This window comes from Arthrobacter sp. JUb119 (assembly GCF_024807995.1).
Lineage (GTDB): Bacteria > Actinomycetota > Actinomycetes > Actinomycetales > Micrococcaceae > Glutamicibacter.
Genome location: NZ_JANUFE010000005.1, coordinates 266,656 through 289,061 on the forward strand (window position 1 = coordinate 266,656; position 22,406 = coordinate 289,061).

23 protein-coding genes, 3 tRNA genes and 1 riboswitch are annotated in these 22,406 nt (G+C 57.9%); of the genes, 18 read left to right on the forward strand and 8 right to left on the reverse strand.

Annotation, left to right across the window (positions count from 1 at the left end):
* Window positions 1-2: 2 nt before the first annotated feature.
* The 4 genes from yidC to rpmH form a co-directional block, all read right to left on the reverse strand.
* On the reverse strand, window positions 3-977 hold the full coding sequence (gene yidC / locus M2368_RS14430; RefSeq protein ID WP_105658696.1) for a membrane protein insertase YidC: 975 nt from the start codon (window positions 975-977) through the stop codon (window positions 3-5).
* Window positions 977-1,354: a membrane protein insertion efficiency factor YidD gene (gene yidD / locus M2368_RS14435; RefSeq protein WP_105662201.1), complete on the reverse strand. Its 378-nt coding sequence runs from the start codon at window positions 1,352-1,354 to the stop codon at window positions 977-979. The genes yidC and yidD overlap by 1 nt, the downstream gene beginning before the upstream one ends.
* On the reverse strand, window positions 1,354-1,707 hold the full coding sequence (gene rnpA, locus M2368_RS14440) for a ribonuclease P protein component (RefSeq protein WP_105658694.1): 354 nt from the start codon (window positions 1,705-1,707) through the stop codon (window positions 1,354-1,356). Before rnpA ends, yidD begins: the two co-directional genes overlap by 1 nt.
* A gap of 64 nt (window positions 1,708-1,771) precedes the next feature.
* Window positions 1,772-1,909 carry a 50S ribosomal protein L34 gene (rpmH, locus tag M2368_RS14445; protein WP_075972541.1) on the reverse strand — a complete coding sequence of 46 codons (138 nt, stop codon included), beginning with the start codon at window positions 1,907-1,909 and terminating at the stop codon, window positions 1,772-1,774.
* 516 nt (window positions 1,910-2,425) lie between these two features.
* Here rpmH and dnaA point away from each other — a divergent pair.
* The 11 genes from dnaA to M2368_RS14500 all read left to right on the forward strand — a co-directional run bounded on the left by dnaA (window position 2,426) and on the right by M2368_RS14500 (window position 13,459).
* Entirely contained in the window at window positions 2,426-3,862 is a 1,437-nt protein-coding gene (gene dnaA, locus M2368_RS14450) for a chromosomal replication initiator protein DnaA (protein WP_105658693.1), read from the forward strand.
* Window positions 3,863-4,327: 465 nt separating this feature from the next.
* Complete coding sequence (dnaN, locus tag M2368_RS14455; RefSeq protein WP_105658692.1) at window positions 4,328-5,455, forward strand: DNA polymerase III subunit beta; 1,128 nt, start codon at window positions 4,328-4,330, stop codon at window positions 5,453-5,455.
* A gap of 58 nt (window positions 5,456-5,513) precedes the next feature.
* Complete coding sequence (recF, locus tag M2368_RS14460) at window positions 5,514-6,677, forward strand: DNA replication/repair protein RecF (RefSeq protein WP_498724614.1); 1,164 nt, start codon at window positions 5,514-5,516, stop codon at window positions 6,675-6,677.
* On the forward strand, window positions 6,670-7,227 hold the full coding sequence (locus M2368_RS14465; protein ID WP_105658690.1) for a DciA family protein: 558 nt from the start codon (window positions 6,670-6,672) through the stop codon (window positions 7,225-7,227). Before recF ends, M2368_RS14465 begins: the two co-directional genes overlap by 8 nt.
* A 342-nt stretch (window positions 7,228-7,569) precedes the next feature.
* Window positions 7,570-9,573: a DNA topoisomerase (ATP-hydrolyzing) subunit B gene (gene gyrB / locus M2368_RS14470; protein WP_402741640.1), complete on the forward strand. Its 2,004-nt coding sequence runs from the start codon at window positions 7,570-7,572 to the stop codon at window positions 9,571-9,573.
* A gap of 58 nt (window positions 9,574-9,631) precedes the next feature.
* A complete protein-coding gene (gyrA, locus tag M2368_RS14475; RefSeq protein WP_105658688.1) occupies window positions 9,632-12,259 on the forward strand; it encodes a DNA gyrase subunit A in 2,628 nt (875 codons plus the stop codon).
* The gene (locus tag M2368_RS14480) at window positions 12,256-12,864 is read left to right on the forward strand and encodes a DUF3566 domain-containing protein (RefSeq protein ID WP_105658687.1); all 609 of its coding nucleotides are present in this window, start codon (window positions 12,256-12,258) and stop codon (window positions 12,862-12,864) included. Before gyrA ends, M2368_RS14480 begins: the two co-directional genes overlap by 4 nt.
* 122 nt (window positions 12,865-12,986) lie before the next feature.
* Window positions 12,987-13,060 (forward strand) — tRNA-Ile (locus M2368_RS14485).
* A gap of 31 nt (window positions 13,061-13,091) precedes the next feature.
* Window positions 13,092-13,211, forward strand: coding sequence for a DLW-39 family protein (locus M2368_RS14490; RefSeq protein WP_219844366.1), 120 nt, complete (start codon window positions 13,092-13,094; stop codon window positions 13,209-13,211).
* 7 nt (window positions 13,212-13,218) lie between these two features.
* Window positions 13,219-13,291, forward strand: a tRNA-Ala gene (locus M2368_RS14495).
* A 95-nt stretch (window positions 13,292-13,386) separates the two neighbouring features.
* Window positions 13,387-13,459, forward strand: a tRNA-Ala gene (locus M2368_RS14500).
* Between the two features lie 67 nt (window positions 13,460-13,526).
* On the opposite strand, the gene M2368_RS14505 is transcribed toward M2368_RS14500, so the two are convergent.
* On the reverse strand, window positions 13,527-14,669 hold the full coding sequence (locus tag M2368_RS14505) for a glycosyltransferase family 4 protein (protein WP_400341851.1): 1,143 nt from the start codon (window positions 14,667-14,669) through the stop codon (window positions 13,527-13,529).
* A 109-nt stretch (window positions 14,670-14,778) separates the two neighbouring features.
* On the opposite strand from M2368_RS14505, the gene M2368_RS14510 reads away from it, so the two are divergent.
* A complete protein-coding gene (locus tag M2368_RS14510; RefSeq protein ID WP_332594769.1) occupies window positions 14,779-15,750 on the forward strand; it encodes a bile acid:sodium symporter family protein in 972 nt (323 codons plus the stop codon).
* 129 nt (window positions 15,751-15,879) lie between these two features.
* A complete protein-coding gene (locus M2368_RS14515; RefSeq protein ID WP_105658702.1) occupies window positions 15,880-16,746 on the forward strand; it encodes a DMT family transporter in 867 nt (288 codons plus the stop codon).
* 6 nt (window positions 16,747-16,752) lie between these two features.
* Here M2368_RS14515 and M2368_RS14520 read toward each other — a convergent pair whose 3' ends face one another.
* Window positions 16,753-16,959, reverse strand: a complete 207-nt coding sequence (locus tag M2368_RS14520) for a hypothetical protein (protein WP_105658684.1) — start codon at window positions 16,957-16,959, stop codon at window positions 16,753-16,755.
* Between the two features lie 171 nt (window positions 16,960-17,130).
* Here M2368_RS14520 and M2368_RS14525 point away from each other — a divergent pair, with 171 nt between their 5' ends.
* Both M2368_RS14525 and M2368_RS14530 read left to right on the forward strand, forming a co-directional pair.
* The gene (locus M2368_RS14525; RefSeq protein ID WP_105658683.1) at window positions 17,131-17,676 is read left to right on the forward strand and encodes a peptidylprolyl isomerase; all 546 of its coding nucleotides are present in this window, start codon (window positions 17,131-17,133) and stop codon (window positions 17,674-17,676) included.
* Between the two features lie 237 nt (window positions 17,677-17,913).
* A complete protein-coding gene (locus M2368_RS14530) occupies window positions 17,914-18,633 on the forward strand; it encodes a rhomboid family intramembrane serine protease (protein WP_166650743.1) in 720 nt (239 codons plus the stop codon).
* A gap of 481 nt (window positions 18,634-19,114) precedes the next feature.
* On the opposite strand, the gene M2368_RS14535 is transcribed toward M2368_RS14530, so the two are convergent.
* Complete coding sequence (locus M2368_RS14535) at window positions 19,115-19,732, reverse strand: LysE/ArgO family amino acid transporter (RefSeq protein ID WP_105658681.1); 618 nt, start codon at window positions 19,730-19,732, stop codon at window positions 19,115-19,117.
* A gap of 76 nt (window positions 19,733-19,808) precedes the next feature.
* Here M2368_RS14535 and M2368_RS14540 point away from each other — a divergent pair, with 76 nt between their 5' ends.
* Together M2368_RS14540 and M2368_RS14545 are read left to right on the forward strand one after the other, a co-directional pair.
* Entirely contained in the window at window positions 19,809-20,687 is an 879-nt protein-coding gene (locus M2368_RS14540; protein ID WP_498724625.1) for an ArgP/LysG family DNA-binding transcriptional regulator, read from the forward strand.
* A gap of 5 nt (window positions 20,688-20,692) precedes the next feature.
* A riboswitch (guanidine-III (ykkC-III) riboswitch) is annotated at window positions 20,693-20,758 on the forward strand.
* Between the two features lie 11 nt (window positions 20,759-20,769).
* Window positions 20,770-21,087, forward strand: coding sequence for a DMT family transporter (locus M2368_RS14545; RefSeq protein ID WP_105658679.1), 318 nt, complete (start codon window positions 20,770-20,772; stop codon window positions 21,085-21,087).
* 60 nt (window positions 21,088-21,147) lie between these two features.
* On the opposite strand, the gene M2368_RS14550 is transcribed toward M2368_RS14545, so the two are convergent.
* Window positions 21,148-21,405: a cell division protein CrgA gene (locus M2368_RS14550; RefSeq protein ID WP_105658678.1), complete on the reverse strand. Its 258-nt coding sequence runs from the start codon at window positions 21,403-21,405 to the stop codon at window positions 21,148-21,150.
* A 221-nt stretch (window positions 21,406-21,626) separates the two neighbouring features.
* On the opposite strand from M2368_RS14550, the gene M2368_RS14555 reads away from it, so the two are divergent.
* Window positions 21,627-22,400, forward strand: a complete 774-nt coding sequence (locus tag M2368_RS14555) for a class E sortase (RefSeq protein WP_105658677.1) — start codon at window positions 21,627-21,629, stop codon at window positions 22,398-22,400.
* The last annotated feature ends 6 nt before the right edge of the window (window positions 22,401-22,406 follow it).

A 22,406-nucleotide genomic window follows, 5' to 3' on the forward strand; every position in this document is an offset into this window, starting at 1 on the left:
GGCTACTTCTTCTTTCGACGGTTCTTGCGCTGCGGCTGTTCACGCTGGCCCTTGGCCTGCTGCTCTGCCGCGGCGGCGGCAGCGGCATCAGCGTCTTCCTTCTTCACGCCTACTGGAGGCAGGCCCTTGGCGGCGCGGCGAGCGTTAAGTTCGCGCTCTGCTTCCGAACCAGGGGTCGGGTTGTTGCGGATAACCCAGAACTGCTGGCCCAGGGTCCACAGGTTCGAAGCGGTCCAGTAAATCAGCACACCGATTGGGAAGTTGATACCACCGATACCGAAGACCAGGGGCAGGATGTACAGCATCATCTTCTGCTGCTGCATGAACGGGCCCTCGAGGGCCTCCTTGCTCATGTTCTTGGTCATCAGCTGTCGCTGGGTGAAGAACTGCGATGCGGTCATTGCAAGGATCATGACCACCGCAACGATGATCACTGCCCAGTTGATGGCACCGGAATTGATGGTGCCCAAGAAGGTCTCGGACAGCGGAGCGCCCAGGATCGAGGAATTGTCGAAGCTGCGGATGTGCTCAGCGGACAGAGCGCCGATCGAACGTCCATCATCGCTGGCGCGGGAGGCTTCGTTCAGAACGCGGAACAGCGCGAAGAAGAACGGCATCTGCACGAGCAGGGGCAAGCAGGAAGACAGCGGGTTGGTCTTATGCTTCTTGAACAGCGCCTGCTGCTCCTGAACCATAGCCTGGCGCGACATCTGGTCGGTCTTGCCCTTGTACTTGGCCTGCAGCTTGCGCAGATCAGGCTGCAGTGCCTGCATCGCGCGCTGGGACTTGATCTGCTTGACGAACACTGGGATCAGCAAAGTACGGATCAGCAGCACGAGGAAGATGATCGACAAGGTCCAGGTAACACCCGAATCCCCGTTCATTCCAATCGCGGTGAACAGTTCGTGGAATGCCCACAGAACCCACGAGACTACGTACGTAAACGGAGTCAGTATCGTGTCTAGGAAGTTGTTCATCAGTGGTCGAGCTCCTTGCGGCCGCTTTCCGCGGCGTCTTCATCGTCGGGAATCACAGGATGATTCAGAACTATGATCCTCGGCAGTTTGCCTTCTGGCCAAATCCTCGGTCCCTCAGGAACGTGGTCGACGCCTCCGTGGGACCACGGATTGCATCGGAGAATCCGCCAAGTGGTCAATCCGGCGCCTTTGACAACGCCGTGCTGAGTCACTGCTTCGAGCCCATAGGCAGAACAGCTAGGAAAGTATCGGCATACATCGCCATATAGTGGCGAGATGAGTTTTCGGTAAGTCTTGAGCAGCCCGATAACGATGTTGCGTGGGATATCGATGATGAACCACAGCAAACCGGTACGCGGAGCTAAGTCCTTACGCATCAGCGCGCCTCAATCTTGCGCAAAACAGCGGAGAAGGCTGAATTGACCTGGGAGTTGAGTTCTTCCCAAGAGAGTTCGGCGGCGCCAGGAAGTGCACGGAAGACGAAATCGACGTCGCCGTCCACGCGCCGCAGCTCGTGGGCGATTTCCCGCATTCGTCGTTTGGTGAGATTCCTTTTAACGGCAATACCTACAGCCTTGGAAACAATGAATCCAAACCTGTCACCAAGGAACTCTTCGGTTTCTCGGTGCCGTGCATATAGCACGACGTTCCGGCGTCCGCTTCGGACGCCGGAACGTACAGTGGCTGTAAGGTCTTGCGCTAGGCGCAGTCGCTGATTCTTAGGCAACATCGGCTTCGGGTTGCTCTTTAGCTGAGCTCGTTGAAGTCATGCTGCCAAGAGCTGTTTCGCAAATTTATGCGGACAGCTCGGTGCGACCCTTGCCGCGACGTGCCGAAAGGATGGCACGACCTGCACGGGTACGCATACGAAGGCGGAAGCCATGCTTCTTCGAACGACGACGGTTGTTAGGCTGAAAAGTCCGCTTGCTCACGGTGACACTCCAAAACGTTTTAGATGATGCGTACTACCCGTTACTAGCTAGCTGGATAACAACAGGATGACGCTCGTGCTTTTTATAAAATGCGCTTTTTTCGCGGGCTCTTCCAAAAATGAGCAAGTCGCAAAAAGATGCGCATAGGACTGAATAACAATAGAAAACTATGCGCGCAAGGTCAAATTGGCGCACGAGTTCTGCCCATGCTCCCTACTTCGAGAGTCGGCCTGTGAATAATCTACCCCAGACTTGTGGATTAAGGCTGTGCATAACGAAAGAAAATTCACAGTTTTCCGCAAAACAGCTAGTCATCTCGCAGCGAAAAACGCTTGATTTCAAGGGAAAACCCGTTTTCCACAGTAATAACACCCGGTTTTTCCACGGAGCTGTGCATAACTGTGTGGATGATGGATAGAATCAATGCAGACGTGGTCCAGAAAACGACGTTTCAGAAGCCTGGAAACAGGATTCTTGTGACCAAGATTGCATTTAAACGGAAGCGGGGCGCCCTTAGTGAGCAGCGACGAAACCAATAGCATTGGTAGCTCTTGGCGCCAAGTCATCCGGAAGATCGAGGATGATGATCGCGTCAAGGCGCGTTACCGTGCCTTCGTATCGCTGGCTAAACCTCAGGGACTAATCGGTACGACGCTCTTAGTTGCGGTACCCAATGACCTCACCCGCGATATTCTGCAGACTCAGCTGCGCGAGCCGCTGGATGAAGCACTGCGAGAAGTCTTCCAGGACGAGATCCGTTGCGCCGTCAGCGTTGATCTCTCGCTCTCGGATGAGCTCGAAGAAGATGAGCCTGAAGCCAAAGCCGCCGCGCCGTCAGCTCCAGCAGTCGTTGAGACTCCTGGTCCGCGCCCCCAGCCAGCACCGCAGCCAACTCCCCCATCGAATTCGCAGGAGTTCGGCCGGCTGAACCCGAAGTACATTTTCGACACCTTCGTGATCGGCTCATCGAACCGCTTTGCCCACGCCGCAGCCGTTGCTGTTGCCGAAGCGCCGGCCAAGGCCTACAACCCGCTGTTCATCTATGGTGATTCAGGTCTGGGCAAGACTCACTTGCTGCATGCCATTGGCCACTACGCACGCCATCTCTACAAGGGCATCCGCGTGCGCTACGTGAACTCCGAAGAGTTCACCAATGATTTCATCAACTCGATCCGCGACGACGAGGGCGCAAGTTTCAAGCAGACTTACCGCAATGTCGACATTCTGCTCATTGACGACATTCAGTTCTTGGCCAACAAGGACGCTACCCAGGAAGAGTTCTTCCATACCTTCAATGCGCTGCACAACCACAACAAGCAGGTTGTCATCACCTCTGATCTGCCTCCCAAGCAGCTGCAGGGATTCGAAGACCGCATGCGTTCGCGCTTCGAGTGGGGCCTGCTGACCGATATTCAGCCACCAGAGCTGGAGACGCGTATTGCGATTTTGCGTAAGAAGGCCGACGCTGAAAATCTTTCAGCTCCAAGTGATGTCATGGAGTACATTGCTTCGCGTATTTCCACGAATATCCGGGAACTCGAAGGTGCTTTGATCCGTGTCACCGCTTTCGCGTCGCTGAATAACCAGCCCGTGGACCTTGCATTGGCCGAAACCGTGCTCAAGGACTTGATCAGCGAAGACGGGGCCCAGGAAATCACGCCGTCGACCATCATCAAGCAGACCGCAGAGTACTTCGGACTGAGTATTGATGAGCTGAACAGCAAGTCGCGAACTCGTACTTTGGTCACCGCGCGCCAGATCGCCATGTACTTGCTGCGTGAGCTTACCGACATGTCGCTGCCGAAGATTGGTGCAGAACTTGGCGGCCGCGACCACACCACCGTGATTCACGCGGATCGTAAGATCCGTGAGCTCATGGCCGAGCGCCGAGCGATCTTTAATCAGGTCACCGAGCTAACCAACCGGATTAAGCAGAGCCAGCGGGAGCACTAGCGGCGAGAAATCACAGGTGTGGATAAGACTGTGGATGATTTGGTGACGACCTGCGGATAAGTGCGCAAACCATGTGGACGTTAAAAATCATGGAACTGAGTATCAACAGGATGATGGAACTGAGTCTCATGTTCAACCACAGATTGTTCACATGCACAATCGTGGGCGGGTCTGGGGTTACAGGCCTTATCCACAGTATCCACAAGGGTTATTAACACTTCTCCTTTAAACCCTTAATCATCCAAATAACGAGTCCACTCCACACCCTCGAGCCAAATCCTGTGCAGAACAATTTTTTGTTGCATCGTCCACACTTCGTTCATTGAGCAGACGTTGCGCTATCAGGGCGTGGCAAGATTAGATGGATAAAACGTGCAATTACCTGCTCTATGCTTAAGAACTTGGCGAGGGAACAACCTTCTTGGCCTGACTTAAGACTTATGGGTTCCGAAAGGCGGATTTTTCGTGAAGTTCAGCGTTGAAAAGGATGTATTGGCAGACGCCGTATCCTGGACTGCCCGGTCCCTGGCACAGCGACCACCATCACCTGTTTTGGCTGGCATTCTCATCACCACCCATGAAGGCCTGGTTCGGCTCGAGGGATTCGACTATGAGATTTCCTCGCATATTGAGATTCCCGCGGACATTTCTGAGCAGGGTTCGATCTTGGTTTCCGGCAAGCTCTTGGCTGAGATCACCCGATCGCTGCCTAACTCGACGGTCACCTTGGAGACCGAAGGCTCGAAGATCTCGCTGACCTGTGGCCGTTCACGATTCCACCTGGCCACCATGCCAGTTGATGAATACCCAACCCTGCCTGAACTTCCAGCTATCGCCGGCACTATCGATGGCCAAGCATTCTCCGAAGCTGTATCGCAGGTTATCGTTGCGGCGTCCAAGGACGACACCTTGCCAGTTCTCACCGGCATCAAGGTTGAAATTGAAAATGACCTGATCACATTCTTGGCCACGGACCGCTACCGTCTGGCTCTGCGTGAACTCAATTGGACTCCGAACCAGGCAGAAATCTCGACCTCCTTCCTGATCAAAGCCAAGACCCTCAACGAAGTTGCCAAGACTCTCTCGAGCTCTGGCGAGCTGAAGCTTGCAATGAGCGAGAACGGAGAAATGGTTGGCTTCGAAAGCTCCAACCGCCGGACCACTTCGCTGCTGATCAATGGCGAATACCCGAAGATCCGCTCGCTGTTCCCAAGCGACACCCCAATCCATGCCACCGTTCGCACCAGCGAGCTGATGGAAGCTGTTCGTCGTGTATCGGTGGTTGCCGAACGCAATACCCCAGTTCGCATGGCTTTTACCGATGGCCAGCTGACCTTGGATGCTGGCACCGGCGAAGACGCGCAGGCTGAAGAAGCTATTGTTGCGTCTCTTCGCGGCGAAGACATCGTCGTTGCCTTCAACCCGACCTTCTTGTCCGAAGGCCTGAACTCCTTCAATACCGATTTCGTGCGCTTCTCCTTCACCAGTGCGCCCAAGCCGGCCATGCTGACCGGCCAGAAGAAGCTGGATGAGGATGACCAGGACCAGTATCGCTACCTCGTGATGCCGGTTCGGTTGCCCAACTCGAACTAAGCCAATTTCGTGGTGGATGGCTAAAGCCATCCACCACCTTCTTTCTGTCAGGACCTCGGTGTATATCTCGCAGCTTTCACTCACGGGCTTCCGCTCGTATGCGCAGGCCGACGTGCACCTGGCCCCTGGGATCAACGTTCTGATCGGCCCCAACGGCGTCGGCAAAACCAATATCGTTGAGTCCGTTGGCTATTTGGCCAATCTCTCTTCGCATCGCGTGAGCAATGACGCCCCTTTGCTGCATTTCGGTTCTGAGCGCGCGCTGATCCGCGGCACCGTGCATCGCGGCCCGCAAACCACAGTGATCGAGGTCGAAATCACCAGTGGCAAGATCAATCGTGCCCGCATCAACCGGGCCAACCCGGTTCGCGCTCGGGAGATCCTGGGCATGGTGCGCACCGTGCTCTTCGCCCCGGAGGACATGGCGCTGATCAAGGGCGACCCGTCCAACCGCCGCAAGTTCTTGGACGAGCTCCTGGTAGCCCTGCGCCCGGTAGAAGCCGGCACCAAGAACGACTACGACCGCATCGTGAAGCAACGCAATGCCCTGCTCAAATCCATCCGCGGCAAGTCCAAGCTGAGCACCTCGCAGGAAAACACCCTCAAGGCCTGGGATCTGCAGTTGGCCTTGACGGGCGCTCGATTGATCCGCGGACGCCTTGACGTCCTGGCCTTGATTCGCCCGTACATGCAGGCCGCCTACGCGGATTTGGCCGATGGCGCGAAGGAAGCGCGCGCCGTCTACCGGTCCTCGCTCGAGGGCGAACTCGATGAAAACAGCCCTCCGGCAGAGGACCTTGAATCCTTGGACCAAGAAGAAATCCAGGAACTGCTGCTGAACGCCATTGAAGTTAATCGCAGTCGGGAAGTCGACCGCGGAATTTCGCTCTTTGGACCGCACCGGGACGATCTGACCCTGATCCTGGGACCGACCCCTGCCAAGGGCTATGCCTCGCACGGGGAAACCTGGTCCTTTGCCCTGGCCCTGCGCCTTGCCGCCTACCGTGTTTTCGGCGATGACGATCCGCGCCCAGGTTCCGGACCCATCCTGATCCTTGATGATGTCTTTGCCGAACTGGACACCACCCGTCGTGATCGTTTGGCGCATATCGTTGCCGGAGCCGAGCAGGTTCTGGTGACCGCCGCCGTTGTCGAAGATGTTCCAGAAGCACTGAAGGGACATTTCTTCCAGGTCTCCCCTGGCCAGGTTGTCGATGCATGAGCCATCAGAACGGGATGAACACCGCTTCGATCCAGAGATCGATGCGGCCAAAGCACTGCTCAACCGCATGCGGAAGCTCGCCGAAGAACGTGGCGAGAAGCGCATAGATGCGGCGCGCATGGACAAAGTGCGCAAGCGAAAAGCCGCCCGCCGCGGATTCGCCGCTGAAAAGCCGGAATCCGCCGAGGGGGCGATCCGCGATCCGCGCGCCATCGGCGAAGTAGTCTCCCGCTTGTCCAAGTCCCGCGGCTGGAACACCCAGGTCGCGGTCGGATCGGTACTCGGCCGCTGGCCCGACATCATTGGCGTGGAGAACGCGAAGCACTGCAAGCCGGAATCCTTTGAAGACACGGTGGTGGTGATGCGCTGCGATACAACAGCGAGAGCTGCGCAAATGCGCCTGCTCAGCCACGATATTCTGAAGAAATTCGATGCCGAGTTGGGTCCCGGGATCGTCACCGTGATCAAGGTGCTCGGGCCTAATGCTCCCTCCTGGCGCCATGGCATGCGTTCGGTGGCCGGCCGGGGTCCACGCGACACATACGGGTAGAAATTGCTGGCACGGCATATGGCGCACTCACGGACCCGGAGGGTGGATCCCCCCACACTTGATCGCCCCAACTGCCTCAGAACGTCAATTAGCAGCTTTTGGTGGGCGATTTAGGCCTCAAAGCCACCGTTTATTTTGGTCTACGCGGTAGAATTAGAGGTAGTGAAATGACTCCGCTGCGGGCTTGCCCGGGGCGGTGTCCCTCCAGACCATGATTGCCTGACGCGCTGAATCCATCGCAGCGGGCAATCGCGCGCCAAATCCGAGGAGTTCGTAGCACCCGTGTCTACCGAAAATGCTTCACCGCAGGAACCGGCTGAAAGCCAAGCCCCCGCGGAATCGATGACTTCCAAAGTCGAACACACTTACGGCGCCCAGGATATTACCGTCCTCGAAGGACTCGAAGCGGTACGCAAACGCCCGGGCATGTACATCGGTTCCACCGGCCCTCGAGGCCTGCACCACTTGGTCTACGAAGTCGTCGACAACTCCGTCGATGAGGCGCTGGCTGGCTACTGCGACACCATCAACGTCACGCTGCAGGCCGATGGCGGCGTGCGCTGTGAAGATAACGGCCGCGGCATCCCAGTAGACATCCACCCAACCGAGGGCAAGCCAACCGTAGAGGTTGTCATGACCATCCTGCACGCAGGCGGCAAGTTCGGCGGCGGCGGCTACGCGGTCTCCGGCGGCCTGCACGGTGTGGGCATCTCCGTGGTGAACGCCCTGTCCGAGAAGGTCGACACCATCGTGCGCCGCCAGGGCCATGCGTGGCGCATCGGCTTCGGCAACGGCGGCCACACCGTCCAGGAGCTGACCAAGGGCGAAGAAACCGAGCTGACCGGCACCAGCCAGACCTTCTACCCGGATCCGGAAATCTTCGAGACCACCGAATTCGATTTCGAGACGCTTCGCGCCCGTTTCCAGCAGATGGCCTTCCTGAACAAGGGCCTGCGCATCACCCTCACCGATGAGCGAGTGCAGGACAACGAAGAGCCCGAGGCCGAGGTCGAGGAGGAAATCGAGAACCAGGTAGTCAAGCCGCGCACGGTGGACTACCTGTACAAGGACGGCCTGCTGGACTACGTCAAGCACCTGAACGCCGCCAAGAAGATCGAACTGGTCCACGACGAGGTCATCGCCTTCGAATCCGAAGATGCTACCCGCGGCATCAGCCTGGAAATCGCGATGCAGTGGACCAGCGCCTACGCCGAATCCGTGCACACCTACGCGAACACCATCAACACCCATGAAGGCGGCACCCACGAAGAGGGCTTCCGCGCGGCCCTGACCGGCCTGCTCAACCGCTACGCACGCGATAACAAGATCCTGCGCGAAAAGGACGACAACCTCACCGGCGAGGACGCCCGCGAAGGGTTGACCGCCGTGATTTCGGTCAAGCTCTCCGAGCCCCAGTTCGAGGGCCAGACCAAGACCAAGCTGGGCAACTCGATGGCCCGAGGCTTCGTCCAGGGCGTGGTCAACGAGGAACTGGGCGACTGGTTCGAGCGCAACCCGAACGTGGCCCGCGACATCATCCGCAAGGCCCAACTGGCTTCGCAGGCCCGCATGGCCGCCCGCAAGGCCCGCGACAACGCCCGCCGCAAGTCGCCGATGGAATCCTTCGGCATGCCGGGCAAGCTCTCGGACTGCTCCTCGAAGAACCCTGCCGAGTGCGAAGTGTTCATCGTGGAGGGCGACTCCGCAGGCGGCTCCGCCAAGCGCGGACGCGACCCGCACACCCAGGCCATCCTGCCGCTGCGCGGCAAGATCCTGAACGTGGAACGTGCCCGCCTGGACCGCGCGCTGGGCAATGCCGAAGTGCAGGCGATGATCACCGCCTTCGGCACCGGCATCGGCGAAGAGTTCGACATGGCCAAGCTGCGCTACCACAAGATCGTGCTGATGGCCGATGCCGACGTGGACGGCCAGCACATCACCACGCTGCTGCTGACCTTGATCTTCCGCTTCATGCGCCCGCTGATCGAGCACGGCTACGTCTACCTGGCAGCCCCGCCGCTGTACCGCATCAAGTGGTCCAATGCGCCGCATGACTACGTGTTCACCGACAAGGAACGCGACCAGGAGCTGCTTGCCGGCCAGGCCGCCAACAAGCGCCTGCCCAAGGACAACGGCATCCAGCGCTACAAGGGCCTGGGCGAGATGGACTACTCGGAACTGTGGGACACCACCATGGATCCGGAGCACCGTACGCTGCGCCAGGTCACCATGGATGACGCGGCCGCCGCGGACGAGGTGTTCTCCGTGCTGATGGGCGAGGACGTCGAGTCCCGCCGTAACTTCATCCAGCAGAACGCCAAGGACGTGCGCTTCCTGGATATCTAGCCGGCCGCCGCCACCACAGATATCCACCGAAGACTTTTTTGACTTGTAAGGGAAGAAATTGAGCGACGAGCAAACCCCTGAGAACGCACCAATGGACGGCGAGATCATCGAGCCGGTCCCAGAAGGCGGTCGCATCGACCAGATCGACCTGCAGACCGAAATGCAGCGTTCGTACCTCGACTACGCCATGGCCGTTATTGTCGGCCGCGCGCTGCCGGATGTGCGCGATGGCCTGAAGCCGGTGCACCGCCGCGTGCTGTACGCAATGTACGACGGCGGCTACCGCCCTGAGCGCTCGTACAACAAGTGCGCCCGCGTGGTCGGCGAAGTCATGGGCCAGTACCACCCGCACGGCGACACCGCGATCTACGATGCGCTGGTCCGCCTGATCCAGGACTGGGTCATGCGCTACCCGCTGGCCCTGGGCCAGGGCAACTTCGGCTCCCCGGGCAACGACGGCGCCGCCGCCCAGCGTTACACCGAAACCAAGATGGCCCCGCTGGCCATGGAAATGGTCCGCGACATCAACGAGAACACCGTTGATTTCCAGGACAACTACGACGGCAAGAACCAGGAACCAACGGTTCTTCCGGCGCGTTTCCCCAACCTTTTGGTCAACGGCTCCTCCGGCATCGCCGTGGGCATGGCCACCAACATCCCGCCGCACAACCTGCGCGAAGTCGCCGAGGGCGTGCAGTGGTACTTGAAGAACCCGGAAGTTTCGCGCGAGGAGCTGCTCGCCGAGCTGATGCTGCGCGTGAAGGGCCCGGACTTCCCATCCGGCGCCATGATCCTGGGCACCAAGGGCATCGCCGATGCCTACCGCACCGGCCGCGGCTCGATCACCATGCGCGCAGTGGTCAACGTGGAGGAAATCCAGGGACGCACCTGCCTGGTGGTCACCGAACTGCCGTACATGGCCAACCCGGATAACCTCGCGGTGAAGATCGCCGAACTGGTCCGCGACGGCAAGATCGCCGGCATCGCCGACATGCGCGACGAGACCTCGGGCCGCACCGGCCAGCGCCTGGTCATCGTGCTCAAGCGCGATGCCGTGGCCAAGGTAGTGCTGAACAACCTGTACAAGCACACCGAGCTGCAGTCCAACTTCTCGGCCAACATGCTCGCGATCGTCGACGGGGTGCCGCGCACCCTGCCGCTGGATGGATTCATCCGCCACTGGGTCACCCACCAGATCGAAGTGATCGTCCGCCGTACTGAATACCGCCTGAAGAAGGCCGAGGAAGAAGCCCACATCCTGCGCGGCCTGCTCAAGGCCCTGGATGCCCTGGACGAGGTCATCGCCCTGATTCGCCGCTCGGCTACCACCGAGGCGGCGCGCGACGGGCTGATGGAGCTGCTGGACATCGACGAGGCGCAGTCCCGCGCCATCCTCGACATGCAGCTGCGCCGCCTGGCCGCCCTCGAGCGCCAGAAGATCCAGGATCGCCATGCCGAGCTCGAGCGCATGATCGCCGAATTCCAGGCGATCATCGCCGATCCGGCACGCCAGCGCCAGATCGTCTCCGAAGAACTGCAGGAAATCGTCGACAAGCACGGGGACGAGCGCCGTACCAAGGTGCTGATGGGCTACGACGGCGACATGAGCGTCGAAGACCTGATTCCCGAAGAGGAAATGGTCGTCACCATCACCCGCGGCGGCTACGTCAAGCGCACCCGCATCGACAACTACCGTTCGCAGGCACGTGGCGGCAAGGGCATCAAGGGCGCGAACCTGCGCGGGGACGACGTGGTGGAGCACTTCTTCGTCACCTCGACCCACAACTGGCTGCTGTTCTTCACCAACCACGGCCGGGTTTACCGCACCAAGTGCTACGAGCTGGCCGAGGCCGGCCGCGATGCCAAGGGCCAGCACGTAGCCAACGTGATGGCCTTCCAGCCGGACGAGCACATTGCCCAGGTGCTGGACCTGCGCACCTACCAGGATGCGGCCTACCTGATGCTGGCTACCCGCAACGGCTTGGTCAAGAAGACTCGCCTGGAGGATTACGACACCAACCGCACCGCCGGCGTGATCGCGATCAACCTGCGCGAGGACGATGAACTGGTCTCCGCGCAGCTGGTCAGCGAATCCGATGACGTGATGCTCGTCTCACGCAAGGGCCAGTCGGTCCGCTTCACCGCCACCGATACCGCGCTGCGCCCCATGGGCCGTGCAACCTCGGGCGTGACCGGTATGAAGTTCCGCGAAGACGATGAACTGCTGGCAGCCGATGTGGTCCGCGAAGGCTCCTATGTCTTCACCGTGACCAACGAGGGCTACGCCAAGCGCACCACCGTCGAGGAATACCGTGTGCAATCCCGCGGTGGTTTGGGCATTAAGGTGGCCAAGCTCAACGAGGAACGCGGTGAGCTGGTTGGCGCGCTGATCGTCGACGAGACCGATGAGGTCTTGGTGGTGATGGGCTCGGGCAAGGTGGTCCGCTCGGCCGTTTCGCAGGTTCCTTCCAAGGGCCGCGACACGATGGGCGTCATCTTCGCCAAGCCGGACAAGAAGGACCGGATCCTTGCGGTTGCCAAGAACTCTGAGACTGAGCTCGAAGAGAACTTGGAGGAAGATGCCGTAACGTTGGACGCAGAAAACACGATCGATGAGTCATCGGCTGTGCCAGAAAACGAATCCGGCGCGGAAAATGATGACAACACTAACGGAGGTAACGCATGAGCACGCCCTCGACGCCACGCCCCAGCGGCGGTGCCCCGAAGAGCGCAGCGCCGCGACCTACCCAGGTAAAGCGTCCAGCTCCGACCGGTACTGGCGCCCGTCCGGCTAGCGCCGGCGCACGACCAGCAGCAGGCCAGGCACGTCCAGCGGGCCAGCGCCCGACAGGAGCGCCGCAGCGCCCAACCAGCCAGCAGCGTCCGGCCAATGGCCAGGATCGCCTGGTTCGTCCAGCGCCCAAGGCGAAGGTCCGCAAGGCCCGCCTGCTGGTTTCCAAGGTGGAGCCCTTCTCGGTTCTGAAGCTGGCCTTCCTGCTCTCGGTAGCTTTCGGTGTGATCACCGTGGTTGCCGCCGTGGGCATCTGGGCTGTCTTGGATCTGACCGGAACCTTTGATGCGTTCAACCAGCTGATGCGCGAGGCCATTGGCGCCGACGGCAACTTCGACCTGCGCGACACCATGTCGCTGGGCCAGGTGGCTTCCTACGCGACGATCATCGCAGTGGTGAACGTAGTGGTAATTTCCGTGGTCTCCATGCTTGGCGCGGTGCTGTACAACATTGCTGCTTCACTGGTCGGCGGAGCCGGAGTGACCCTCACCGACGACTAGGAACACCCCAAGTCGAGCCCGGGATTCATGCTGTGATGCATGACACCCGGGCTCGATTTGTATCTTTGGGAGAACACCGGTAAAGTTTTATTTCGTTCCGAAGGGAACAAAAACAAAAGCAAGGGCGTATAGCTCAGGCGGTTAGAGCGCTTCGCTGATAACGAAGAGGTCCCAAGTTCAAGTCTTGGTACGCCCACGGAAACCTTGCTGGAGAGAAAGAGGGAGTAATGAAAAAGTTCCTGGTTCTCGCATCGATCGCGGCTGCTGCAGTAGTCTTGGTCAAGAAAGCGAAGGCTTCGTCGGAAACGAAGGAAACCTGGCATCAGGTAGCCGATAAAGTTTCCTAAAGCTTTTGGGGCCTTAGCTCAGTTGGTAGAGCGTCTGCTTTGCAAGCAGAATGTCAGGAGTTCGATTCTCCTAGGCTCCACAAAAGAAAGTGGCGGAAAGTGAAAACTTTCCGCTAATTCTTTTTGATTGATCCGGTTGGATTGGTCTTGGAGTGGAAACTTCAAAATTGAATACGGGGCCTTAGCTCAGTTGGTAGAGCGTCTGCTTTGCAAGCAGAATGTCAGGAGTTCGATTCTCCTAGGCTCCACATTTGCCAAAAGGCGGAAAGTGAAAACTTTCCGCCTTTTGCGTATCCAGAAGAAAATTCTATTTCGCTAGTGCGGGATCCGGGCCATCCGGACATGCTCATAGTGTCCAATAAGCTGCTCGCCAATGCTGTGCCAGGACCGATCCTGGACACTGCTAAGCGCAGCGCTGGCAAAAGCCAGCCGTTTCGCATCGTCATAGGCCAAGTCGCTGACCCGACTGCGCAGCTCACTAAGGTTTCCTGGCTGATAGAGCCAGCCCGTGCGCGAGGAATCCACCAGATCCAGCGGTCCCCCACGGCCTACGGCCACGACAGGCACACCACAGGCCATGGCTTCCTGAATGGTCTGGCAAAAGGTCTCTGAGGCGCCAGGATGCACAAAGATGTCCATCGAAGCCATGACCTCGGCCAAGCGTTCCCCGGAAAGGAAACCGGTGAAGTGGGCGTTGGGCAAAAGGCTGCGCAGTTCGTCCTCGAGTGGGCCGGAACCGACGATCACCAGCCGAGTATTCTCAAGACTCGCCAGGGCCTGCAGGTCCGCGACCTGCTTCTCTGCTGCCAGCCGGCCGACGTAGCCAATGACTACCTCGTCATTCGGGGCAACCGCCTGCCTGAACTGCTCGCTTCGCCGTCTTGGCGTGAACTGCGCTGTATCTACTCCCCTGCCTGAAATGGCAAGCCGCGGAACGCCCAGAGATTCGAGCTGGTGGTAGGAAAACGTGCTTGGAACCAGAGTGAGGTCCGCACCCGTGTGGATCGCTCTGACGTGCTCCCAGAGCCTCTGCGTCAGCCACGGCATTTTGTAGCGTGCCGCGTAGCTGGGAACCTCGGTCTGATACAGCGCCACGGTGGGCAATTCGAGTTCCTGTGCAGCGCGCAGAGCCTGCCATCCAAGGATGAACGGGCTAGCCAGATGAACTACGTCGACGCGCTCTCGAGCCAGCATCTTGCGCAGGCGCGCCACACTGGTGGTAGCGACCCGAACCTCGGGATAGCTTGCCAAAGGCATCGACGGAACTGTGAGGATCTTGAAGCCCTGATAGAGCTTTGGCACGCCATGGCCCGACAGCTCCCCTGCCAGCGAGCCTGCAGGGGTAATGACCACGGCCTCCTGGCCAGTCTGCCTGAGGTGATCCAGCGTCTTGAGGATTGAGTTGGTGACCCCATTGAAATGGGGAAGGAACGATTCAGCGACGATTGCTACCTTCACATCTTCAGCATGCTTTTCGTCAATTACACGCAAGTGAATATGACAAGGGTAGTGGATTAACTTCAGCTGTCTCGTTGTGGCCGCAACTCTTTAGTGGCAAAATACCTAGGTGCCCTATGAACAGTCCAGCCCTTCCGCCGTGGCGGTAAATGCCAATAAGAACGAAAAAGACTCCCGCATCGCGGTGTTGCTATTCCCTGTGCTGATTTTGCTGGGCGGACTGTGCGGAATGCTCGTTCCCCAAGCGTTCGTGGGGTTTTCCGGATGGATAAATCCCCTGCTGATGGTGATCATGTTCTGCATGGGGCTGACGCTGACCTTGCCAGACTTCGCCTTGGTGTTCAAGAACCCGTTGCCGGTGCTCGGCGGTGTCGCAGCGCAGTTCATCGTGATGCCATCCATGGGCTGGCTGGTCGCCACGCTGCTGCAGCTTGAACCTGCCTTGGCCGCCGGCCTGATCCTGGTTGGCTGCGCACCAGGTGGCACGGCATCGAATGTGGTTTCCTACCTGGCTCGAGGCAATGTCGCCTTGTCCGTTGCCATGACGTCCGTGTCGACCTTGCTCGCACCGCTGCTGACCCCGGCGCTGGCCTTGTGGCTGGCTGGCCAGTACATGCCGGTCGATGCTGGATCCATGGCCGTCAGCGTCATCAAGATCGTACTGATCCCTGTGGTCCTAGGCATCGTCCTGCGCATGCTGTTCAACCGGTTCGTGGCGAAGATCGGTGGTGTGCTGCCATGGCTGTCGGTGCTAGCCATCACCTTCGTGGTGACGGTCATCGTCGCGGGCAGTGCACAGACGATTTTGACTGCTGGCCTGCTGGTCCTGGTTGCGGTCATTTTGCATAATGCCCTGGGCCTGGCTTTGGGGTATGCCATGGGTGTCCTGTTGCGCGTTCCCGAAGCTTCCCGGCGCACAATTGCCATCGAAGTCGGCATGCAGAATTCAGGCCTCGCCGGTGGGCTAGCGAAGCAATACTTCTCGCCTGAAGCCGCTCTGCCAGGTGCCGTATTCTCTGTTTGGCATAACTTGTCCGGCGCATTGATCGCAGCTTATTGGCGGAGAAAAGACGCTAAATAGCTCGAGAGTGCGGGCACGGATAAAAGTATTCCATCATAAGAATATCTTGATCTGTCCAAGTATTCGCCGGATCCGGCACGTTCCGAGTTCGAATGAAGCCCATGCGCTGGGAAACTGTAATCTTGATTGGTGACCATCTTGCTTGCCTTGGTCGGAATTCTCGGGATTTCGGCATCCGGCCCCATTATTGCCGCCTTCCCTGGTGTCCCGGTTCTCTCCATGGCCTTTTGGCGCAATGGAGCTGCGGCGGCCGCGCTCAGCGCACCGGCACTGCGAAAGAACTCCAAAGCTTATCTGCAGATGACCGGGCGAGAATGGTTCTTCACCGGGGTAGCAGGTGTAGCTCTCGCACTGCATTTCGTGTGCTTCATGTATTCGATGCGACTAACCAGCGTGGCTGCTGGAACGGCACTGGTGTGCATCCAAGGTGTCTGGATCGCGATTTACCAGGTTCTTCGCGGAACCAAATATCGAACGCAGGTTTTCCTTGGCATGGGCATTGCGCTGCTTGGTGCAATCATCATCACGGGATTCGACATGGGGCTGGGACGTGATGCCATCATTGGCGACCTCTTGGCACTAGCCGGTGGCGTCTTGGCCGCTGTGTACACGCTGGCCGGATCCGTGGCTCGCAGGACCTTGGGAACTACAACGTATGCCTCGAGCTGCTATGCCATTACCGCCGCAGTGCTGCTAATCCTGTGTTTCCTGACTGGAACGCCGATTTGGGGTTTCGACGCCCGAGGATGGATGGCGATCATTCTGCTGACGCTTTGCGCGCAGATCTTTGGCCATACCGCCATGAATCATTTGCTCAGCGTGCTCGGTCCGCTCACGGTCTCGACGCTGATTCTGCTCGAGATTCCTGGCGCGGCAATCCTGGCGGCAATGTTCTTGGGGCAGGTAGTTCCTATCGCTACCTATGCCGGGTTGGCCGTGATACTTGTTGGGCTTGCCCTCGTGATTCGAGGGCAAGCCCAACCAAAAGCAGCCTAGACGGCTTTATTTGTCATCTTCGAGGATTTCGCGGATTTCTTCCACGCTGGCTTCACGCGATTCAACAGGCTCGTGCGGTTGTGCAGGAAGTGGTTCGTTTTCCCATGGATCCTCAATTGGTTTCGAGGCCTTCCACACAGCTACCAGCACTGCGACAAGTCCCGCAATCAAGCCAACGGCTAGTACTTTTCCTGCTTTGCTCTTCTTGCTCATGCATTGCTCCCGATCCGAAAAAATTCACGCTAACCGACAGTTCAAGACTAGGCAGTTCTATGCCCAGTGGCCAGCAGTATCGGACAAGCAACCTAAGAATGGTCCAAATTTTCTCTCAACGCGTACGTCAGTATTTAGCGGGTCGAGCATAGATCATGGAAGAATGAAGGCATGACCGCAAACGCAACTCATAAAGCCACGATTCACACTACTTTGGGCGATATCGTTGTCGATCTCTTTGGCAACCACGCACCAAAGACCGTAAAGAACTTCGTTGGCCTCTCGACCGGTGAGCAGGAGTGGGTACACCCAGAATCCGGTGACAAGAAGACCAACACCCCGCTGTACAGCGGAACCATCTTCCACCGCATCATTTCTGATTTCATGATTCAGGGTGGCGACCCACTGGGCCAGGGCTTCGGCGGCCCAGGCTACCAGTTCGATGATGAGATCCACCCAGAACTGAACTTCAACGAGCCTTACAAGCTGGCCATGGCCAACGCGGGCATCCGCATGGGCCGTGGAACCAACGGTTCGCAGTTCTTCATCACCACCGTTCCTACCACCTGGCTGCAGGGCAAGCACACCATCTTCGGTGAAGTCCTTGACGCTGACTCGCGCAAGATCGTTGACGCGCTGAACGCCGTTGCTACCGATGGCCGTGACAAGCCACTGGAAGACGTCGTTATCAACTCGGTCGACATCGAGACCCTGTAACAACACGGGCGCACCAACCCGAGGCTCCGACGATTCCCTAGCGGCATTGTCGGGGCCTCGAGTATTTAATCCTTCTCCCCCAACTCAAGGCAGGTACTGATGTCCTTTGGACAGGTTTTCCCAGAGGGCCAAGCAACTCCGACGTGCTATCGACACCCGCAGACGGTGTCCTATGTTTCATGCCACCGGTGCGGACGTCCGGTCTGCCCGCAGTGCCAGGTCTCTGCGCCTGTAGGTGTGCAATGCGTAGACTGCGTCGCGCAAGCCAATAAGAACCTGCCGCGGCAGAAGACCCAATTCGGTGGCCGGGCTCGATCCGGTGCTCCTGTTATCACCTACACTTTCATCGGCCTGAACGTGCTGGTGTATCTGCTGCAGTGGATCATCCCTGGATTCACCAATCAGCTTGTACTTGCGCCGGCTCTGGCCGCCTATGAGCCATGGCGCCTGATCACCAGCGCCTTTGCCCACTCGACGAGCTCCTTCTTGCACCTTGCCATGAACATGTACGGCGTCTACATCTTCGGCACCATGCTCGAACCAAGGATGGGACGGCTGCGCTTCACCTGGCTATACCTGCTCAGCGCTTTTGGCGGTTCACTGGGCGTTCTCCTGCTGAGCAACCCGATCAGCGCCACGCTCGGCGCTTCGGGCGCACTGGCAGGCTTGTTCCTCGCAACTTTTGTAGTGTTCCGTTCCAACAAGCAGGCACTTCGCTCCATGGGAATTATCCTGGCGCTGAATGTCGTTCTCGGCTTCGTTATTCCCAGTATTTCGTGGCAGGGGCATCTGGGCGGAGCGATATTGGGTATCCTCGCAGCCTGCTGCATTGTGCTGATCCCGCGAAGTAATCCACAGCGTGCGCGTAACCAGATACTTTTACTCACGGCCTTGTCGATTGCGTTGCTGGCAGCCCTTTACCTCTCCACGGAAGCAGTGAAGTGGCCCTTGGGATAGTTCGAAAAGAAGCAATGCAGTTATCCACACTGCTTATCCACACTGTTAATAACTTACAAGCGTGTAACTCTCGAGGCCTAGTGGTTATTAACAGCCCCAAGACCCCGTGATATCAGGGATATTCGCCTTGGAGTACCCAATACTCACAACCTTGTCCCCAGTTGTGGATAAATTTTTAACAACCCCTGTAGATAGTGCATATACGAATCCACCGACTGTTAATAACTTCGGGTTCGAAAGTTTAAACGAATCATGAGAATCACGGTTCAATAAGCGGAATCACGCCTTATCCACAGCCGGAATCCACAATGTTAATAACTTACAAGCATGTCATTTCAGTTTCCAATATCCCCGTTGACCTGTACTTTATCCGAAAAATCGTGAACTCTACCCAAGTTCTCCCCAGCTGTGGATAACTTTGTGAACAACTGTTTATAAAAGTTGTTCACAGTCACTGTGGATAAGCGTGTTTGCCTGTGGATTACTTGGTGAGAACTGGCAGGATCAGCATGCTGGCAAAGATGAGCATGACGATTCCGATAAGTACATCAAGTACCTGCCACGCCTTGGGGTTGGCAAAGAGCGGGGCAAGGAAACGTGCGGCGTAGGCAAGTGCGAAGAACCAAGTGAAGCTGGCAATGATCGCACCAGTGGCGAAATAGGGTGCGCCTGCGGCTTGGGAAGTAGCAATTGAACCAAGAAGCAGTACCGTGTCGATATAGACATGTGGATTCAGCCAGGTGAGGGCCAACGTCGTTCCGATGATCGAGACGGCTGTTGTTGCACCGGGGAGCCCTGAGACTTTCAGCGCCTCGGGCTTCAGTGCTCGGCGGAAAGCGAAAATCGCGTAGCTTGCCAGGAAGATGAAACCGCCTATTCGCGCAATCACCAATATCCAGGGCGCTCGGTCGACAAGCGCTCCCATGCCGCTGGCTCCGGCGGCAATCAGGATCGCATCTGATAATGAGCACACCAAAGCGGTGATGAAAACATGCTCTTTCCTGATTCCCTGGCGCAGCACAAACGCATTTTGCGCACCGATGGCGACGATGAGGGACAGGCCAGTGGTAAAGCCGAAGAACAAGGATCCAGAGAGCATGTAGAAACTGTAAGAGATTAGCTGATCTGCGTCGAACTTAAGTTTCTGATTCTAGATTAGAGTTCCTAATGTGAACATGGATGTGGAACACCTCGAAACCCTGCTTGCGGTAGTTGATGCGGGAAGCTTCGATGATGCCTCGATTGATCTGGGAGTGACCGCTTCGGCCGTCAGCCAGCGCATCAAGGCCTTGGAGAACCGCCTGGGCGCAGTCCTGCTCGTCCGCAGTCGCCCGGTTAGGCCTACCGAGCATGGACTGAAAGTTCTGCGCTATGCGCGACAGATGACGCTGCTCAGTGCAGAGTTCTCCAAAGAGATAGCCTCCGAAAATCCGATCCCGATCGCCATTGGAGTCAACGCGGATTCGCTCTCCACTTGGTTCGGTCCGGTATTCTACGAGCTCGCGAAGTTCGAAGACCTCTCCTGTGAAATAGTGCGTACCGATGAAAACAGGGGACTGGAGCTACTTCGAACCGGTCGCGTCAGCGCCGTGGTCACCAATGCGGAGGAGAATATCCAGGGTTGCATCAGTGACAAACTGGGTGCACTGCGCTATCGCGCAGCCGCGCAAGCTTCGGTGGTCCAACGCCATGTACCTACTGGGGCCGTGGAAGAGCTCATTCGCACTCCGATGGTGGTCTTCGATCGTGAGGATCCCTTGCAGCATGAGATGCTCCAGCGGGTTGCCGGGGCTAAAGCGCGACCGGAAGGCCAAGTCCACCATGTTCCAGATTCCATGCAGTTCGTTGCGGCCATAGAAGCGGGGATGGGGTGGGGGATGATTCCAGAAACGCAGCTGCAGAAAGCCAGCGGGCTGCATGTACTCAACGAGCAATGGTTTATCGATGTGCCACTGTATTTTCAGCGCTGGGCTGTGGACTCGCAGATCCTCGCGAGGATAGGTGGCATTTTGGTCACAGCCGCGAGACAGCAAGGCCTGCATTTGCTAGCCTGAGGTGGTCACCAGCAATCATTGCTTGGACCCGGACGAGGGAGCCGTACCCGGAGCGCGACAAGACGGCCAGAAAGTATCTGGCATGCATTGGGTAATTTTGATCGTTTCCGGACTATTCGAAGCGGTATGGGCCATCGCTCTTGGCATGAGCGAGGGGTTCTCCAAACTCGTTCCGACCATCGTCTTCTTCGCGGCGCTGGTTGTGTCCATGGGTGGACTGGCCTACGCCATGAAGGAAATTCCCGTCGGCACTGCATATGCCATCTGGGTAGGCATCGGAGCCTCGCTTGCCGTCATTTACTCGATGGCCACCGGACAGGAAGCCTTCAGCGTACTGAAGATGGTCTTCATTCTCGGATTGGTTGGTTGCATCATCGGCTTGAAAGCCGTCAGCCACTAATATCAAAAGCCGCCATTAAACAACTTCGCCGGCCCCCTCAGCAGGGGGCCGGCGATACGGCTATTTCCAGCCCGTTGTCATGAAAAAGCCGACCATCGCAATACCGAAGCCGACAACGATGTTCCAACCGCCGATATTCGGAATCGGGTACAGGGTCTGCGAAACGTAATAAACGATGATCCACAGCAAGCCCAGAAGCATCAGTCCGAACATGACTGGCTTGTACCAGCCCGGCATCGGCTTATCGATGGCATGGGCGCTCTGGCGCGTCTCCTGCGGCTGTGAATTCTTCTTGCGTCGTGGCTTTGACTCCGGCACTCGAATGCTCCCTCGGCTTCATCTGCTTAATGTAGTAAATGTGGGTGACCTTCAGGTCTTCCCGGTAGGCTTGGGTGCAAGAATGCTGAGAACTGCTTAGTGCATTCCTACGTAGCTTCCATACTAGCCGTTACCCGCTGGAACTCTGGGTTTTGGCCAGTATCGACCCATCTTAGTTGACCTATTTCGCGCATTTCTTTCCCTTAAGGAGCCAGACCGCCGTGAACCGATCAGCCACTGCGCAGGGACGTCGCATGCAGCACCGACGACCGTCGGCAGGAAACCGTATTGCCGGATTCTTTGGCGAACTGCTGATCACCCTTGGCATCTTGCTGATGCTCTACGTGGTGTGGGAACTGTGGTGGACGAATATCGACTCGGCCCAGGCCCAGAAGGAAGTCACCGCAAACCTCGTGCAAGAACTTGGCGAGGTCGTGGTGCCGGAAGGCAACGAGGAGGAAGAGGAGAAGGACTACGGTCCGGCTCCGGTCACGGAATTGGCTCCCGGAGAAACTTTCGGGATCATGTATTTCCCGCGCTTTGGCGCTAGCGGATCGCACCACCCGGTGACCTACGGAGTGGAAGACCACGTGATCGATAACCTCGGCATTGGCTATTACCCGACCACGCAGCAACCGGGGGAGCTGGGCAACTTCGCCGTAGCGGCCCACCGCCAGACCCATGGCCAGGTCTTCTGGGATATTGACAAGCTGCAAGACGGCGACAAGATCTATCTGCAGACTGCACAGGGGTATTACACCTACACCTGGTACGCCACCGAGATTGTGGCTCCATCCAATGGCGATGTCCTGTTGCCTACCCCGCACCAGTGGGGAGTGGAACCAACGAAGTCCATCTTGACCATGACCACCTGCCATCCGAAGTACTCGACCCAGCAACGCATGATCGCGTATTCGGAACTCACCGATTGGCGTCCTCTGGATGCAGGTCCGCCGAAGGAAATCCGTGACATGGTCATCGACGCAACGAGCTAGGAGAAG

Coding starts and splice junctions, on each gene's coding strand:
- yidC (WP_105658696.1), bottom strand. CDS start 977: ATGAACAACTTCCTAGACACGATACTGACTCCGTTTACGTACGTAGTC.
- yidD (WP_105662201.1), bottom strand. CDS start 1,354: ATGCGTAAGGACTTAGCTCCGCGTACCGGTTTGCTGTGGTTCATCATC.
- rnpA (WP_105658694.1), bottom strand. CDS start 1,707: ATGTTGCCTAAGAATCAGCGACTGCGCCTAGCGCAAGACCTTACAGCC.
- M2368_RS14465 (WP_105658690.1), top strand. CDS start 6,670: ATGCATGAGCCATCAGAACGGGATGAACACCGCTTCGATCCAGAGATC.
- gyrB (WP_402741640.1), top strand. CDS start 7,570: ATGACTTCCAAAGTCGAACACACTTACGGCGCCCAGGATATTACCGTC.
- M2368_RS14480 (WP_105658687.1), top strand. CDS start 12,256: ATGAGCACGCCCTCGACGCCACGCCCCAGCGGCGGTGCCCCGAAGAGC.
- M2368_RS14490 (WP_219844366.1), top strand. CDS start 13,092: ATGAAAAAGTTCCTGGTTCTCGCATCGATCGCGGCTGCTGCAGTAGTC.
- M2368_RS14520 (WP_105658684.1), bottom strand. CDS start 16,959: ATGAGCAAGAAGAGCAAAGCAGGAAAAGTACTAGCCGTTGGCTTGATT.
- M2368_RS14525 (WP_105658683.1), top strand. CDS start 17,131: ATGACCGCAAACGCAACTCATAAAGCCACGATTCACACTACTTTGGGC.
- M2368_RS14535 (WP_105658681.1), bottom strand. CDS start 19,732: ATGCTCTCTGGATCCTTGTTCTTCGGCTTTACCACTGGCCTGTCCCTC.
- M2368_RS14540 (WP_498724625.1), top strand. CDS start 19,809: ATGGATGTGGAACACCTCGAAACCCTGCTTGCGGTAGTTGATGCGGGA.
- M2368_RS14545 (WP_105658679.1), top strand. CDS start 20,770: ATGCATTGGGTAATTTTGATCGTTTCCGGACTATTCGAAGCGGTATGG.